This window comes from Vibrio sp. CB1-14 (assembly GCF_040412085.2).
Classification (GTDB): domain Bacteria; phylum Pseudomonadota; class Gammaproteobacteria; order Enterobacterales; family Vibrionaceae; genus Vibrio; species Vibrio chaetopteri.
Genome location: NZ_CP115921.1, coordinates 1,678,296 through 1,693,951, shown reverse-complemented (window position 1 = coordinate 1,693,951; position 15,656 = coordinate 1,678,296). Strand labels below are relative to the sequence as shown.

The 15,656-nt window shown below is 44.6% G+C and carries 13 protein-coding genes; 8 read left to right on the top strand and 5 right to left on the bottom strand.

The features are described 5' to 3' along the window. Nucleotides 1-9 precede the first annotated feature (9 nt). On the bottom strand, nt 10-327 hold the full coding sequence (locus tag PG915_RS23380; protein ID WP_006072802.1) for a DUF496 family protein: 318 nt from the start codon (nt 325-327) through the stop codon (nt 10-12). 189 nt (nt 328-516) lie between these two features. Between PG915_RS23380 and PG915_RS23375 the strand changes: the two genes are divergently transcribed. From PG915_RS23375 to luxQ, 5 genes are all read left to right on the top strand, one after another. After that, nucleotides 517-726 (top strand): hypothetical protein, encoded by a 210-nt coding sequence (locus PG915_RS23375; RefSeq protein WP_353499352.1) that lies wholly within the window; start codon nt 517-519, stop codon nt 724-726. A gap of 43 nt (nt 727-769) precedes the next feature. Then, entirely contained in the window at nt 770-1,438 is a 669-nt protein-coding gene (locus tag PG915_RS23370; RefSeq protein ID WP_353499351.1) for a YceH family protein, read from the top strand. Nucleotides 1,439-1,502: 64 nt separating this feature from the next. Beyond that, nucleotides 1,503-1,796: a GIY-YIG nuclease family protein gene (locus PG915_RS23365; RefSeq protein WP_353500205.1), complete on the top strand. Its 294-nt coding sequence runs from the start codon at nt 1,503-1,505 to the stop codon at nt 1,794-1,796. A gap of 69 nt (nt 1,797-1,865) precedes the next feature. Further along, nucleotides 1,866-2,969 (top strand): autoinducer 2-binding periplasmic protein LuxP, encoded by a 1,104-nt coding sequence (locus PG915_RS23360; protein ID WP_353499350.1) that lies wholly within the window; start codon nt 1,866-1,868, stop codon nt 2,967-2,969. Nucleotides 2,970-2,986: 17 nt separating this feature from the next. Next, nucleotides 2,987-5,560 carry a quorum-sensing autoinducer 2 sensor kinase/phosphatase LuxQ gene (gene luxQ / locus PG915_RS23355; protein ID WP_353499349.1) on the top strand — a complete coding sequence of 858 codons (2,574 nt, stop codon included), beginning with the start codon at nt 2,987-2,989 and terminating at the stop codon, nt 5,558-5,560. A gap of 97 nt (nt 5,561-5,657) precedes the next feature. Here the strand turns inward: luxQ and PG915_RS23350 are convergent, their stop codons facing one another. The 4 genes from PG915_RS23350 to ylqF all read right to left on the bottom strand — a co-directional run bounded on the left by PG915_RS23350 (nt 5,658) and on the right by ylqF (nt 10,764). Next, the gene (locus PG915_RS23350; protein WP_353499348.1) at nt 5,658-6,917 is read right to left on the bottom strand and encodes a hydroxymethylglutaryl-CoA reductase; all 1,260 of its coding nucleotides are present in this window, start codon (nt 6,915-6,917) and stop codon (nt 5,658-5,660) included. Between the two features lie 191 nt (nt 6,918-7,108). After that, the gene (locus tag PG915_RS23345; protein ID WP_353499347.1) at nt 7,109-7,270 is read right to left on the bottom strand and encodes a hypothetical protein; all 162 of its coding nucleotides are present in this window, start codon (nt 7,268-7,270) and stop codon (nt 7,109-7,111) included. Nucleotides 7,271-7,486: 216 nt separating this feature from the next. Next, complete coding sequence (gene yccS, locus PG915_RS23340) at nt 7,487-9,661, bottom strand: YccS family putative transporter (protein WP_353499346.1); 2,175 nt, start codon at nt 9,659-9,661, stop codon at nt 7,487-7,489. Nucleotides 9,662-9,825: 164 nt separating this feature from the next. Next, nucleotides 9,826-10,764, bottom strand: coding sequence for a ribosome biogenesis GTPase YlqF (gene ylqF / locus PG915_RS23335; RefSeq protein WP_353499345.1), 939 nt, complete (start codon nt 10,762-10,764; stop codon nt 9,826-9,828). Nucleotides 10,765-11,036: 272 nt separating this feature from the next. On the opposite strand from ylqF, the gene PG915_RS23330 reads away from it, so the two are divergent. From PG915_RS23330 to PG915_RS23320, 3 genes are read left to right on the top strand one after another with little or no spacing between them, the layout of a single operon-like run. After that, the gene (locus PG915_RS23330) at nt 11,037-13,184 is read left to right on the top strand and encodes a TonB-dependent receptor plug domain-containing protein (protein ID WP_353499344.1); all 2,148 of its coding nucleotides are present in this window, start codon (nt 11,037-11,039) and stop codon (nt 13,182-13,184) included. Further along, entirely contained in the window at nt 13,181-13,711 is a 531-nt protein-coding gene (locus tag PG915_RS23325; RefSeq protein WP_353499343.1) for a YfiR family protein, read from the top strand. The genes PG915_RS23330 and PG915_RS23325 overlap by 4 nt, the downstream gene beginning before the upstream one ends. A 2-nt stretch (nt 13,712-13,713) precedes the next feature. Beyond that, entirely contained in the window at nt 13,714-15,621 is a 1,908-nt protein-coding gene (locus PG915_RS23320; protein ID WP_353499342.1) for a diguanylate cyclase domain-containing protein, read from the top strand. The last annotated feature ends 35 nt before the right edge of the window (nt 15,622-15,656 follow it).

The window sequence follows — 15,656 nt, the reverse complement described above, 5'->3', positions numbered from 1 at the left end:
AACAAGAAATTATTTCTTACCTTGAACCATTTGCTTGTCTTCTTCAGTCAGCTCACGGATACGACGGCTGATGTCACGACGAGCTTTTGAAATCTCAGCGCTCTTGATGATATGGTCATCAACACGGTCTTCGTAGTCTGCTTTCATGTTTTTGATGATAGTGACGATTTCATCGTGCGTCATTTCTGGCTTGATGTAGTCCATCAGGTTTTCTAGTAGGTCGACACGCTTACGGTTGTCACGAACCTTCTTCTCGTTGTCTAGCAGTTCACGTTTTAGTTTGTTCTTGCGACGTGCTTGCGCAACGATTTCAAATACGCTACTCATGTTTCCTTTCCTAATTCGTGTGGGTATCTGTCTTGATTAAAACACAACAAACCCATCTATAACAGACCTTAGATCAATACTCATTGGCTATTGCTTAGTTTGTCGCCACTCAGTAGAAGAAACAATTGAGTTACAGTAAGAAATAGCGCTATGATTTCAAACAACAAGGTTTTTAACGCAAAGTAATTCATGTCACTGTTATCTCAAACTTCATTAGAATCCGACAACAACACTGTCATCTCAACCGATAAGCTATCACCAAAACAAAGGCTTAAAGGGGCGTACATATGTGAGCGTAGTAAGCAAGAGGTAGTTGAAGTCGAACTCAATCGAAGTAAAGTCGTCATGATCGACCAAGATGGTAAACTCATAAAAGTACCGTTTCTGTCGGAGCATTGAGCTTGCTTTGTGACACTGTAGCGGACTATAAAGGAATACAATAATGAACATCGAACTGTCCCCAGTTGAGGCGCGCGTCATTGGCTGCCTTATCGAAAAAGAAATCACTACTCCGGATCAATATCCACTTACGTTGAATAGTTTGACGACAGCGTGTAACCAAAAAAGCAATCGCGATCCTGTGATGAGCCTGAGCGATGCCGACGTACAAGATGCAGCTACTGCATTGATTAACCGTCGATTACTGAGTGATGAAAGTAGCTTCAACAGCCGCGTGTCTAAGTTCCAACACCGCTTTTGCAATACTGAGTTTGGTGATCTAAAGCTCAATGAACAGGAGAAAGGCATTGTATGTTGTATGTTGCTTCGTGGTGCACAGACTCCTGGTGAAATTCGGACTAGAACCAATCGACTTTGTTCATTCACCGATGTGAAAGAAGTTGAAGCGACTCTTGAAGCTATGGCATCTCGTGAAAATGGTGCCTTGGTTGTGAAACTACCACGTGAAGCAGGTAAGCGTGAATCGCGTTATATGCATTTGTTTAGCGGTGAGGTGGATATCGAACAACTTACTCAGGAAGCAGCGTCAGGCAGCGTTACTGGTGTAGTAGCGTCTGCTGGTCAAGCGCGCATTGAGGCGTTGGAAGCGGAAGTCGAAGCTTTGAAGCAAGAGCTTGGCGAGCTAAAAGCATTGGTAAATTCTTTATTGTGAGCGGTGAGGCGGCTTAGGCCGCCTTTTTGTCATCGGATAGCTTTGGTAATGAAATTACTTGTCTATGTCTGAAATCGATACCCCAGCTGAGTGGTTCGTATACTTAATTCGCACGGCTGAAGATAAACTCTATTGTGGCATAACCAATGACCTAGAACGTCGATTCAAGCAGCACGAAGCAGGCAAAGGGTCAAAAGCACTGCGTGGTCGAGGTCCACTAAAATTGGTATGGAGCCAAACACAGCAAAGCAAAAGTGAGGCGCTTAAAACGGAAATTGCGATAAAGAAGTTAAATAAGAAACAGAAAGAGCAGCTCGTTGCCAACGAAGAAAAATTCATCATTAAAGCCAGCGTTTGATTGCGAAAACTGGCTGAATTGCACCTCATTGTATACACTTGTTCTTAAACACAAAAATGTACAGAACAGATGCGCAAATTACATACGTTTTTCACCATAATATTGCTTGCAGCGCCTTCTTTCACAATCTCTGCAAATACTATCCTGTCTGATTATTGGAATTATCAACAGTTCCTGAAAACGTACCCGAAACAAAAGCAGCTCGCTGAACAATTGCAACAAACTGTCCTTGAAAGTGCAGTGCCCTTGTCGGTCAAGCAAAAAGAGCCAGTGACTATCTCTGTTGTTTATCCAGGGCAGCAGGTGTCTGACTATTGGGTAAGGAACATAGAAGCATTTGAGCGTCGATTAGAAGAATTAGGTGTTGCCTATGAGCTAAATCAGGTTTTCACTCGTCCTAACGAAGACTACCGACAGCAAAGTGCATCGCTGATGGAAGCGGTCAAAAATAATTCGGGCTATCTGATCTTTACCTTAGATACAACAAGGCACCGCAAGTTCATTGAGCATGTTTTGCATTCAACCGATATAAAGCTAATCCTACAAAATATCACTACGCCAGTAAAAAGCTGGGCTGATAACCCACCATTTATGTATGTTGGCTTTGATCACGTCAAAGGAAGCTTGTTGCTCGCCGACTATTTCAAACAACGCTTCGGTGGTGAACAGACAAATTACTCAGTGTTGTATTTCTCTGAAGGGTATGTGAGTGATGCTCGTGGCGGTACTTTCATTGAACAAATGGATGCTCAAAAAAGCTTTAACTTATCTACATCTTATTACACCAAAGCGAATCGAGAGAGTGGTCGAGAAGCGACACTCAATGCGATGCAGCAGCATCCTGATGTAGACTTTATCTACGCTTGTGCAACAGATGTCGCTTTGGGCGCAACAGATGCACTGCGTGAGCTCGGAAAAACCGATGTCATCGTCAATGGTTGGGGTGGCGGCTCTGCTGAGTTGGATGCCATTCAGCGTGGGGACTTGGATGTCACTGTTATGCGAATGAATGATGATACTGGAGTGGCTATGGCAGAAGCAATCAAGTGGGATCTCGAACAAAAACCGGTACCACAAGTCTATTCGGGCAGTTTCGAGTTAGTCACCAGTGAAGACAATGCTCAACGAATTGAAGAGCTTAAATCTCGAGCATTTCGTTATTCTGATCGATAGTCGCGTGTGAAGTTTGTATGCCATTAACGGATTTTAATAATCGTAAAACTCTCGCCACACTGATCACACGAACTGTGATTACGGTAGTGGGGGTGTTCACGTTCGCAATGCTGATGCAAAGCTGGCAGTTAAGTCGTGACATCGTTCGAGAAGAAGTTCAAAAGAGCGCTAGGCAAACTAGTGCATTGGTTGTTAACTTTTTCAACTACCGCTTAGCCTCGTTACAAATTCTGCAAGACAGCAACGCAAAAAGTGATGCTGTAGAGAGTTTTTTTGAAACTTTCGATGCTAGGCTGCTCGACTACTTTTTTTTACGAGAGGATAACCTTCAGCCTTCGAACGCTCCAGACTTTCGTTTTATTACTCGCAGTGATGACATTGTATGGGATGACGGTAATGCACTGTTTTATGGACTGGAGCAAAGCAGCCTAGCAACACTAAATGTGGCAGCCGGAAAAAACAATAATTGGAATACGGTAGCGGCCGGATCGCAGCTTGGAGAAAGGCATATATTGTTGCGCAGGACACCGATTGTCGATCGTTCTTCTGGTGAAGTGCTCGGACAGCTTTTTGTCGGGGTCATACTTGATGATAACGCGGGGCTATTAACGAGTCTATTGCGCGGTAGTAACAGTGATGATGTCATTCTAAAGTATGGAGATGCAGTGATTGCCTCTTCTATTTCGTCTGATGATAGCTACACACAAGCATCCGTTGTATCTGTCATTAAAAGCGGTGAGGTTGATCTCAATAAAATACTCGTTACCGAAACGCCACTATCGATTGGTAGTCAGCTATCTAAGCTGACGGTTTACTCTATTCAACGTAATCCCGGTATTCTAGCTCTTCGAAATAGCTACCTGTTTTGGATTTTCCTCTCTTTTGTGGTGATCACCATCACTTCCGTGATAACGAGACGCTGGTTAAATGGCCGAGTCACCAAGGAGTTGGCGAAGCTGATGGTTTACACTCGAATAGCGGGCAATACACAAAAGTTTGAACATTTCTCTGGCTCGACTATTCATGAGTTCAATCATATCGGTAAGACGTTGAGTAACACGTTTGAACGTCTTTCTGAGCAAGAAAGGCTGTTCCAAGACCTGTTTAACTTCTCCTTGTCTCCAATCATCGTTTGGACTGAAAATTCCACCATATTGCAGATCAACCCATCAGCTCGAAAAGCACTTGGTTTAGAGCGCAACGCAGACAGTAGTGATGCGCTGCAGTTTCGCCAATTTGTCGATGAAATGAAGGTTCAAGTCGACAAGGCGAATCATGGCGTGACCATTACCGGTATCGATGTTCCGATTAGTGACATGGTATATCGTTGGAACTTGTCGTCTATCCAAACTCGTAAAGATAAGAAGTTGGTTCTATCGCAAGGATTGGATATCACCAAGTTGGTGGAAGCAGAAAAGCAAAGTGAGAAGGCAAGAGAAGAGGCCGAGCGTGCCGCAGTGGCTCGTACCGAGTTTCTTGCTAAAATGAGCCACGAAATACGCACGCCGCTTAATGGGATTTTAGGTATTTCACAGCTGTTGAAAAAAGAAGCCAAACAGACGCGTTATCAAGAGCAAATCGACGTACTGTGTAACAGTGGTGAACATCTGCTTGCCGTGTTAAACGATATTCTTGATTTCTCTAAAATTGAAAATGGCAGTTTTAAGCTTGAGAAACACAGCTTTAGCTTTAAAGAAATTGTGACCGCTCTTGATGGCATTTACCGACCTTTATGTGATGAAAAGTCAATTACATTGAAGATCGATAATAAGTTGCCAATTGAGACCGTGTTGTTCACCGATCAGGTTCGCCTAAATCAAATTCTTTTTAATCTGTTGAGTAATGCGATTAAATTTACGCATCTCGGTCAGGTAAAAGTCTCCTTCAGTATGACTCGTCATCATTCAGACGAGACTGCTCAGCTGCTTATTGATGTTGAAGATACCGGTATTGGTATTCGCCAAGATCAACTTGAACAGATCTTTGATCCGTTTGTTCAATCAGAGTCTACGACAACACGGGAGTATGGAGGCAGTGGATTAGGCTTAGCTATCGTCAGAAATCTAGTAACCATACTTGATGGTGATATCACTTTGACCAGTGAAGTCGGGGTCGGAACGCAGTTTAAGCTAACGTTACCTGTCGAAATCATTGAGGGTGCGTCTGCGCTTGCCGTAGAGGAAACGGAAATCGATTTCAGCTTATTTGATCGTGAAATATCGGTGTTACTGGTGGAAGACAATCATACCAATGCGTTTATTGCTAAAGCTTTCTGTGAAAAGTATGGGATGCATGTTGTCTGGGCGAAAGATAGCCAAGAGGCACTTAACTATATCGATAGTGCGAACTTTGATTTAGTGCTAATGGACAACCAGTTACCGAGTGTGTCGGGAATTGAGATCACCAAGCAAATACGCCAAGAATACAATAAAACATTGCCGATTTACGCCTGTACTGCGGACAATCAAACTTCGACACGTCAGGCATTTTTCGCCGCGGGCGCCGACTTTGTTATCGTTAAGCCGATTAAAGAGAAGTCTCTTAACGATGCGTTGCGCCACTTTAAGCAGTTTCATTATTTAGCTGCTTAGTGAATAACTGCTTAGCAACTCTCTTCTTAGCAAGAGAAAAAACAAAGCAAAAAGGATGCCTCTGCATCCTTTATTCGGTTTACTGCTTGAGAATACGTTATCTCGCTAATTTGTGATGAGCTCGCGAGAAGTGGCCAGCGCAAAAAGCACCAACAATAGAAAGCTCTCCAGCTAAACAAAGGGTTGCAGCTACTTCTGCCAATGCTTGGGATTGTCCAGAACCGTGCAGACCAAGTAGATCTAAGCACGCTTTCTGGCTCGGAAGTCCAGTACCACCGCCGACAGTGCCTACCATCAAATTAGGTAGGGTTACACTTGCGTAGAGCTCACCTTTTTCAGTGACTTCCATACGGGTCATCCCAATTGCAGATTCTGCTACGCAGGCCGCATCCTGACCGCAGGCAATATAGAGGGCTGCCAGAGCATTGGCATAATGTGCATTGATGCCAATCGTGCCACTAAGTGCGCCGCCGACTGTGGTCATTTGGCCGAATTGAGCCATCTTTTTGGGTGTGGTATGCAGATACTTCTCAATCAGCTCTGCTGAGATTGTTACTTCAGCGGTCACTTTTTTACCACGAACACTACGTAAAGTTTGCGAGTTTGCTTTTTTGTCGCCGGATAAGTTGCCGTCCAAAAACGCATAATCTGGTTCGATTGGTGTGTTGGTTAAGATGTAGTCAAACACCACATTAGTTGCGATGGTCACCATGTTTTGACCAGAAGCATCACCGGTTAAATATTCGAATACCAAGTAGACATGATTGCCCTCGATATTAACGCTAACATCACTGAGCTTACCGTGAGAAGTGGTTGATTCCGCCAACGCTTTAAAGTGATCGAACTGAGTTACCAACCATGCGACAAACTGACCGGCTTCAATTAGCGATTTGAATGCGAAACCAGGCGTTCGGGTCACACCTTCATTTAATAGCATCGCACTGGCACCACCGCAGGCAGTAATCAGGTTAGCACCGCGATTGTACGATGCCACGAGGGCTGCTTCTGTTGTCGCTAGTGGGACTTGGTAATCGCCTTGTGCAAAAAGGCCATTGAGCCGTAAGGGACCGGCGGTACCTACTGGCATTTTTAGCGTGCCGATAAAAAACTCGATATTTTTTTCATAGGCTTGCATTTGCGATTCAGTATGAGCATCAAAAAGCTCGCCTCGTGCACTAGGATTGTCTAGGGTTTTCCAACGATAGTCGACGTTGCGTTGCGTGAGGTAAGGACTGCGATTCACCCTGTTAGCAGGCGAGTCAAACTTGGGCGTGAGTCTTTGTTCGAACTCAGACATTGCGAGCTCGTCACCTAAATTGTTTAGGTAGTCACGCTTGTGAAGATTTACTTTTGGCATGTCGATGTTTGTCAGTCAGTTTGAACGGGGATTCTACCCACATAGACAAGAGATACAAGGTATGGTGGCAAAGTTCTGTGACATCATATTACAGACGTACGCATTTTGAACCGACAACTGTTAGCGTAGGACATAGTTGTGGGGCAATGTGCTTAATCGCGCTATGTTTCGCGAAACCGCTGGGGCAGGGTTTAGCGAAATAGTTGTGATAGGGCAGTTAGCTCTTCATCGCTTAGTAAGTTATCAGAGTTGGGTTGTAGCTGTGAGCTGATTTCACCTTGCAGTGCTTTGAGTTGTTGTGGTGATAGCTTTTTTAGCTGTTCTTTGAGTTGTTCAAATTGCTGTGTTGGCATAGTAACACCCGTAATGACGCAGTTTGGTTGATCGTGGTTGTCTCTTGTGCACAAGCGGCTGAGTTCCTTTCGATCATCGATGATGAGTCGCTATAGTGAGTATTCTATAAATTGATTCTGTGAATTTTGTCCGAGAAATGTAAGAGGGCGTCAATAGCTTGGTTAACTACGTCATGTCAATGCAAAGACTGCATTAACATGACGTTTACTATCAGGTTAACTTTCTGGTGTTGTTTGTGATAGTGCTTCGGGTTTCAGGTGTGTCGACAACGTTTGCAATTCAGGTAGCATTCGATAGATCAAGTGAAGCTGTTGCAATACCATTCTTGCAGAACGATCGTCTTCATCTCGCCATTCTGAAAGTCGTCTATGAATATCAAATTGATCGACAGTTGTGTGGGTTGCGTCACTCCCAGTGCCTGATAAATTCTCTTCTATTACTTCAATATGTTGATTAATACTTCGGTGTGCCTCGAGTACCAATAAATGAATCGATTCATCATCAAGTCTCTGGCGATGCGCGCCCAATGCTGAAATGTAACTCAGCAGGGCATGGTTAAGCGTCAAAAAGCGAAAACACTCATCTGTATCTAATTGATAACGATCCGGCTCAGCAAGCATGTTAGAGATGGCTTTGGATAGGTTCGCATCCGCATTATGGGCATCGCGCCTCGCGATTCTGTAGCTTAGATCATCTTTCTTGCCTACGCGATATTGCCCAATGATTTGCAGCAAATACAGGCGGTTGGTTTTTAGTGCCGAGACCATGATTTTCGATAAACGTTTCGACTCCCAATCGGGAAGAATGAAATACACAGCACAAACAGCCAGTGCACAGCCAATGAGCGTATCCATTAAACGTGGAAGTACTACCGCGTAGCCTTCACCAAGTTGATGAAAGCAAAGCAGAACTAGGACAGTGATAAAACCCGTTGCGTAACCGTAATTATTGAGTCGAAACGCGAAGAACATGACACCAGAAATGACCAAGAGTACGAGTTGGCTCTCTGTGGATGGAAAAAGGGTAAGCAAAGGTACCCCAACCAGAAGGCCAACGACCGTACCAGCAATTCGGGCGGTGAGCTTTTGGCGTGTGGCACTGTAGTTTGGCTGACAGACAAACAATGTGGTTAGCAGGATCCAGTAACCTCGTTCGAGTTCGAAAAATTGAATGATCCCGTAACCCAAAGTCAATGCGCAAGACAAGCGGATTGCATGGCGAAGCAACAAAGAATCTAATGTGAAGCTGGATTTTATTTTGCGCCACATAGCTAGTGGTGTGTGAGCGTTTGTATCGTCTAGCACATTGTCATCTTGATTGACGATGTCAGGATTGCTGACATTGCTGAGCAGCTTCTCAACGGTAGCTAGATTATTAAATAGGTAGTGAATCTGTACTAATAATGGTTTCCACTCCGGACGATTTTGTGTTTCTAAGTATTCGATAGAGTCTTGAAGTTCAACCAGTGCGTTGAGTGAATCATTACTGTGAGAATACTTGTTACCAAGTTTCAGCGCGTGCGCGATGTTCTTACAGGCGATGGATTGCATTTCAAGCAAATGCTTAAAGCGAAACAGCACATCTGAGTGTGAAAAGGAGCTAGCGAGCTCTTGATAACGGTAGTGACTGGAGCTCACTCGCTCATGGATATCTTGAGCGATAAAGTAAACTTGTAAAAAACGATCGCTTGGCCCGTCAACATGTCCACGTTTCGAGCGGTTAAGCAGTGTTGTTTTACACTCATTGAGCGCGTATACAGTACAGGCGTTAAGGCTGGCTTCTTTCAGGCGATGTGGCTGGGGGATGAGGTTTCGCGTTGGATGAAATAGATTTCGTTTCGCGTCTAAATACAAACTTAGTTCGTTGAATACATTAGAGAGACTTTGCTGCACTGGCTGTAGCGGCCATAAACTGTTCCAAACCAACGAAACAAGGTAATACCAAGAAGCACCGCCCAAAAGCAGTGTAGGTTGTGTCCATAGATCACTACTTTCACTTGCCCCTAACATGGTGTAGATAGCCACTAACAAAGAGCCAAAAGCAATACTGGTATATCTAGGGCCGATTGCCCCCAGAAGTACAAAACCTAAAGTCGAAACAAACAGACCCGCTGCAAAAAACCAGGGTGTATCAAATAATAGTTCGATTGAAAATGAGGCAATGGCAAAACAGATCATCGTTATGATGAGAGCTTTCAATCTGCCAGTGAAGCTGTCGTCGCTTTCTGCCAATGCAGCAGCGATGACACCAAGAATTAATGGGGTAACCCAAGTTTGCTGCTCTAAGTACCAAGCGGGAATGACCACGCCGAGCAGAGCAAACAGCATCAGAACGCTGTAATTAAATGTTTTGTTGGCCCATAGGAGGCGAAGTTGACCAAGAATGCTCACAATTGACACAGTGTAAGTGATAAGAAGCGTTATCTTAACAGAAACTTAGTGTTAATGGTGAGGATGGCTGAGGTGATTTGCACCATCATAAACACAAATGCCAAAGCTACATTAGTTGTAAGCTTTGGCATTGAACTTGTCTGAGTATACGTTAGTGTTAAATCCTAACGCTTGTTTTTCAAGTAACGCTTACGGCGTTCTTCTTTTTTCTTCGCTTTCTCTTCAGCTTTACGTGCCGCTTCAAGTTCCACTTCCACCAGCTCTTTGGTGATCATCTCAGGTAGTTCAAGCGTTAGTTGACCCAAGGTGCCGTTACGAAGTTCATGAAGCAGAATCTCAGAGGCTTTGTGTAGGTTCACTCGGCCGCCAGATTGCAGTGCGCCGCGTTTGCGGCCAATAAGCTCCATGATTTCAAGATCAGACTCTGGAAGCTCCTCGTCGATTTGGTAGCGCTCTTTTAGACGCTCTGGATAAACCTCTGCAAGGTATTCAACGGTGTGAAACGCAACTTCATCATATTCGATCGCTGTGTCTTTTACAGCGCCCGTGGCTGCCAAACGAAAACCGCTGTGTGGGTTTTCTACTTTTGGCCATAAGATCCCTGGAGTGTCAGACAAAACGATGCCGTTTTGTAGGTTAATTCTCTGTTGGCGGCGGGTTACGGCTGGTTGGTTACCTGTGACGGCAATGGTACGGCCCGCTAATGTGTTGATAATGGTCGATTTTCCAACGTTCGGAATGCCCATGATCATGGTACGAATATTTTTGCCGATCTCTTCGCGATGAGGGGCGAGTTTACGACATAACTCAAGGATTTTATTGACCTCTTGTGGATTAGACGTGGTGATAGCCATAGCTTTAACACCTTGCTCTTTTTCGAGGTGAGCAATCCACAATTCTGTTTTTTCTGGGTCAGCAAGATCGCGTTTGTTAAGAACCTTCACCACAGGTTTATCACCGCGTAGCTCTGAGATCATAGGGTTTTCACTACTAAATGGGATACGAGCATCAAGAACTTCGATAATGACATCTACTTGTGGGATGACTTCTTCGATCTCTTTGCGAGCCTTGTGCATGTGGCCTGGAAACCATTGGATAGACATGTATGAAAACCTTTAACTTTGAAATTTGTGCACATTGTAGGAGCTTGAGGCAGATAGTAAAGCCTATCAAGCATTTAATCGTCTCTCTGGACAGCAATTTTCCTGCATCTTGGAGTCATATTTCCCCTTTAAATAAGCGTAATTTGTCGTGGCGACAAAATAAATTAACTAAAAACCAATGAGTTAGCGTCGATATAATGGCTGGAATCCATATCACCATAAGACGTTTCGTATCTTATGGTGACCAGTGTCGTAGTTTGTAGAGTTGGTAAATGCGTTCGTTTTTCCATAACCATTTGTTTTTATGTAGTTTGATTGCTTCTTCAGCGTGGGCAGATGAAGATCTTATGTCACTACTGGATATGCCATTAGCGTCCCTCGCAGAAACCAAAGTGATGTCCAGTACTCGAAGCACACAAAGCCTAGCCGATACGCCTGCTGCAGTTTATGTCATAACCGCTAAAGAGATAAATCGTTCGGGTGCGCGCTCGGTTGCCGATGCACTTGCCTTAGCTCCAGGTTTGCATGTCGCTAAATTCTCCAACTATGACTGGGGTATTTCTGCCCAAAGCTCGAATCAAGCGCTAACTAATAGTTTGCTGGTCATGGTCGATGGCAGAAGCGTGCTCAATGCCATGTTCTCAGGTGTCGATTGGGATCTTATTCCTGTCAGTATGGACAATATTGCTCAAATTGAAGTGCTTCTTGGCCCAGTAGGAACCATCTGGGGCGGCAATGCGGTCAATGGTGTTATCAATATTATCACTCTGGATGCTGAAAACGCTCCCAAAGGAAAAGTATCTGCCAGCCTTGGTAATTATGGTTACAAAGAGGTAAAACTGCATCACGGCGGTCAAATCGGTGATTCATCGCATGTTAGTGGCTATGCTGAATACTTGGAGCATAAACCATGGGCGAGCACCGAAGACAAGGTGCAATCCCAGCAGCATTATAACGTCGTGACTGGTCGGTTTGGTGCTCGTATTGATTATCAGTTCTTAAATCATACGCTCAATGTACAAGCTGGTGGTATTCGATCTGAGGAAGACTATTTATGGGCTAACTACAATCCTCATTTGTTTTTCCCACAGCGCCCAGCACATGAATATTACGAACAAAAAATGATCGCACAGGAGTGGTTTGCAGGGGGCTCGCATATATATGAGAGAGCCAACAATGACCGCATAGAAAGCGACCTTTGGTTAACGTACAGCGACAACGATGGTCCAGATAGAAACGCCCATTTTGTGCGCTTTGATTTGGACAGCCGCTATTTGTTCGATGATCTGTGGGGCACACAGTTGATGATTGGTGGGAACGTTCGTTTGATTCAAGAACGTTTCCATCAGTACTCTAGATATGATCAAGTTACTGCCCCATATCTGCGTTCTGCAGACAAACCGAGTTATCTAAATCAGAGCTATGGTATTTATGCGAACTGGACCATTCCAGTGACGGATGCTGTCACGCTAATGCTGGGGAATCGTTGGCAATACCACAACATAACGGATGATACCTATGCCCAGCCTCAAGTCCGTTTGAATTATAGACTGGCTGATACTCAGACACTTTGGGCAGGTTGGGGTTCTGCTGTGGTGACGCCGTCAGGTTTGGAGCGTTCAACCACATTCCGTCAAAACGGTTATGTTGAAAACGCACTCTTCAGTGACGGCAATCGTTACGATTACTACTATAGCTACCTCTACAAAGGCAATAACCAGCTTAAAGTAGAAACGGTCGACACCATAGAAGCGGGATACCGCTTTTGGCATGGTGAAAAGCTGCAGTTGAACCTGAATGGCTTTTATAGCATTCACGAGAATATTCGCGCATACGCAGGTACTGGTGCACAGCAGTGGGTAATCCCTGGTGGCGCATCTGAAGGAAGCGTGGGAACTGTCTTCGAGCAGTACACATCAGAATACGTCGATCCGCTCTGGACGCGAACCTATGGTGGTGAGGTGTCAGCAAAATGGCAACCTATTTCAAATCTCCAGCTTAATGCAAACTATAGCTACAAAAAGATCCTCGGCTACTGCAGCGGAAACATCTGTGAGGCGAACTCTGCAGTAGCAAAGGCATTAGAAAATCAGCCCAATCATTTTATCAACGCTCAAGCTATTTGGGATATCTCCCCTCAGTGGTGGGTGAGTAGTGCTTTGCAATACGTGTCGGCCACTGACGTGCCGAGCAATGTCGGAACGATTGAACAAAATGGTTGGCCGCATGTAGTGAATCTTGATCTAGCGCTTAGCTGGCAACATTCTCGTCAATGGCCTCGCTTCACCGCCACGGTTGAAAACCTGGGTGCTTATGAAAACTATGAATATCCTCAAGCCTATGGTCCTTTCCAAAACGATACCCAATATTGGTTGCAGGTTGAATGGCGCTACTGGGATCCTCAAAGTGAGCATCGATGATGAAAGGCAGGTTTAGTTGGCGCCTTCTAGTGATTACTGTGGTATGGCTGAGCTGGGCGCCAAGTCGTGCATGGGCCGCGGTGAGCGACGACCAGCTTAAAGCTGTGTATCTATACCGCTTTCCTATGCTTGCGGATTGGCCAAGGGAAGCGTCAGACAAAGTCACGCAATACTGCATTACTCGAAAATCTTCGATAGGTGATTACTTGTCAGAAATTATCGCAAGTAAATCATCATCTGCTCGTTTCATCGACCTGTCGCAAAGTGATAAGACAGAGTCAACGATTTGCCATATTTTGTATGTTGATGGGCAAGATCGTGCACACGTTGTTGAGTTAGCAAAGCGATACCCGCACGCCTTGACAATAGGTACTGGAGTCCAGTTTGTGTCACTAGGAGGTATGTTGGCGTTTATTAAAGTAAATAATCGAATTAAACCATTGATCTCGCGAAATAACATAGAGAAATCGGGTGTTCGACTTCGCGCTCAACTATTAGCGATTTCGGAACTGGCAGAGGAAAAATAATAATGTTAGCTCGGATTGCTTCGCTGCCGTTGCGATATAAAATGATATTGCCTACTTGGCTTATTTCCACGTTTTTAGTGTTTATTGTCGGTGTCGGCACGATCTTGATTTTGACTCATTACCAAAAGAAAGCACTAGATACACGGGTGACGATACTGTCTCAGGGCGTTGCGAACACATTGCAAGCGGCAATGATGTTCGACGACAGCTTATCTGCTGAACAGCAACTGTCGAACCTTTCGTTTGACCCAGACATTTTAGCTGCGGTCGTTGATGATGCAGAGGTAGCAGAGCTCGCCAAAATTTTACGGCTCCCTGCTGGTTGTCGTTGGCAGTTTGAAACAGTGCTTTGTGACGATATCGCAATTGAAAGCCAAACTCAGCGAATACGTCTTGGAGAGGAAAATCTTGGCGAGTTACGTGTTTGGGTATCACACGAAAGGTTGATGCTAGAGCAACGCCAAATGTGGATTGCTCTATTTTCAACGTCTTTGCTTCTCTCCTTGTTCGCATGGCGTTTCGCGAAAGTGATGCACTCTCTAATTGTCATGCCTCTAAACTCATTGCATCAATCGATGCAACAGGTGATTGAAGAGGGAATACGTCAACGCGAGTTACCAGTATGTCAAAATGATGAGCTTGGAAAACTTACCCAATGTTTCAATGTGATGGTGGCAAGCCTAGTTGAGCGAGAGCTCCAACTAAGCAAAGCGTTGGAGCAGCTAGAAGGCAAAAACCGATACATTATTCGCGCATTAGACGTTATGGAAAAGGGTATCTTGGTGGTGTCGCCGAGCCTTGATGTCATCTATAGCAATCCGTTTGCTGACAACCAGATCCAGGATCTGCAAATGAGCAGGAATGCGAGAACATTGCTAGAAAGTCGATTTAACCCAAGAGTTGGTATCGACAACATAGTGAGTGCGATTACCAATCAGAATATTGTTGAGTCGGTAGAGCTTCATCAGCATCATTCTGATCGCCGATATATGGTAAGTTGCCATCCATTAGAGTCTGAAGCGCATGCACTAGTGCAATTTGAGGACTTTACTGATCGCTATATTAGTGAGCAGCGCAGATCACTCATTGAATTGGTGTTTGAACAAAATATGGATGCCATGCTGGTGTTGGATCGCCATGGTAGGGTGTCAATGATGAACTCTGCCGCCGGAAATTGGTTCGGATCAATCCAGTCCTTTACTGAGATTGAGTTGCAAAGTAAAGATCGCTTTTCACGTCGAGATATGAAACGGTTGTTAATTAAAGAGCGGGTTGAAAACCATATCGATATTGACCTACTTACTGGAAGGCGAATACCTTGTCATGTACAAGTACGTGTACTTAAGTCTCAAAAAGGTAGGGTAGAAGCGGTCTTAGTGACACTACGAGATCTCACTCATGAGCAAGAACTTCAGCGATTACACTACCAAGTGAGTCATGATGTGTTAACGGGACTAAGTAATCGAACAGCCGCTCTTCAGATACTAAAAGATAAGCATATGACTCACCGTGACCAATGGGTACTGTTTATCGACCTTGATGGATTCAAAGCAATCAACGATAAATATGGACATGCGACAGGAGATGAGTTGTTACGGATTGTCGCCAACAGACTCAAGGAAGGTGCGCCTGCCTACTCATTAGTCTCACGCTTGTCTGGCGATGAGTTCTTAATTGGCCTAGAAGAAGACGGTAAACTAGATATACACCTTGAACGATTGCTCTATCTTTTGAAAACGCCCATTGTTATCGATGGCCAACATTGTCATGTGTCAGCGAGTATCGGTGTCGTGTCGTGGAAGAAAGAGTCTAAGACACCACTGACGCTAGTCGTTACGGCAGCAGATCAAGCCATGTATCAGGCCAAGAGAGCAGGGAAAAATCAATACTACCTAGCTCAAGAAGTATAACGATAGTGTGATGCGGCAATAGGGCGTTTAAAAGC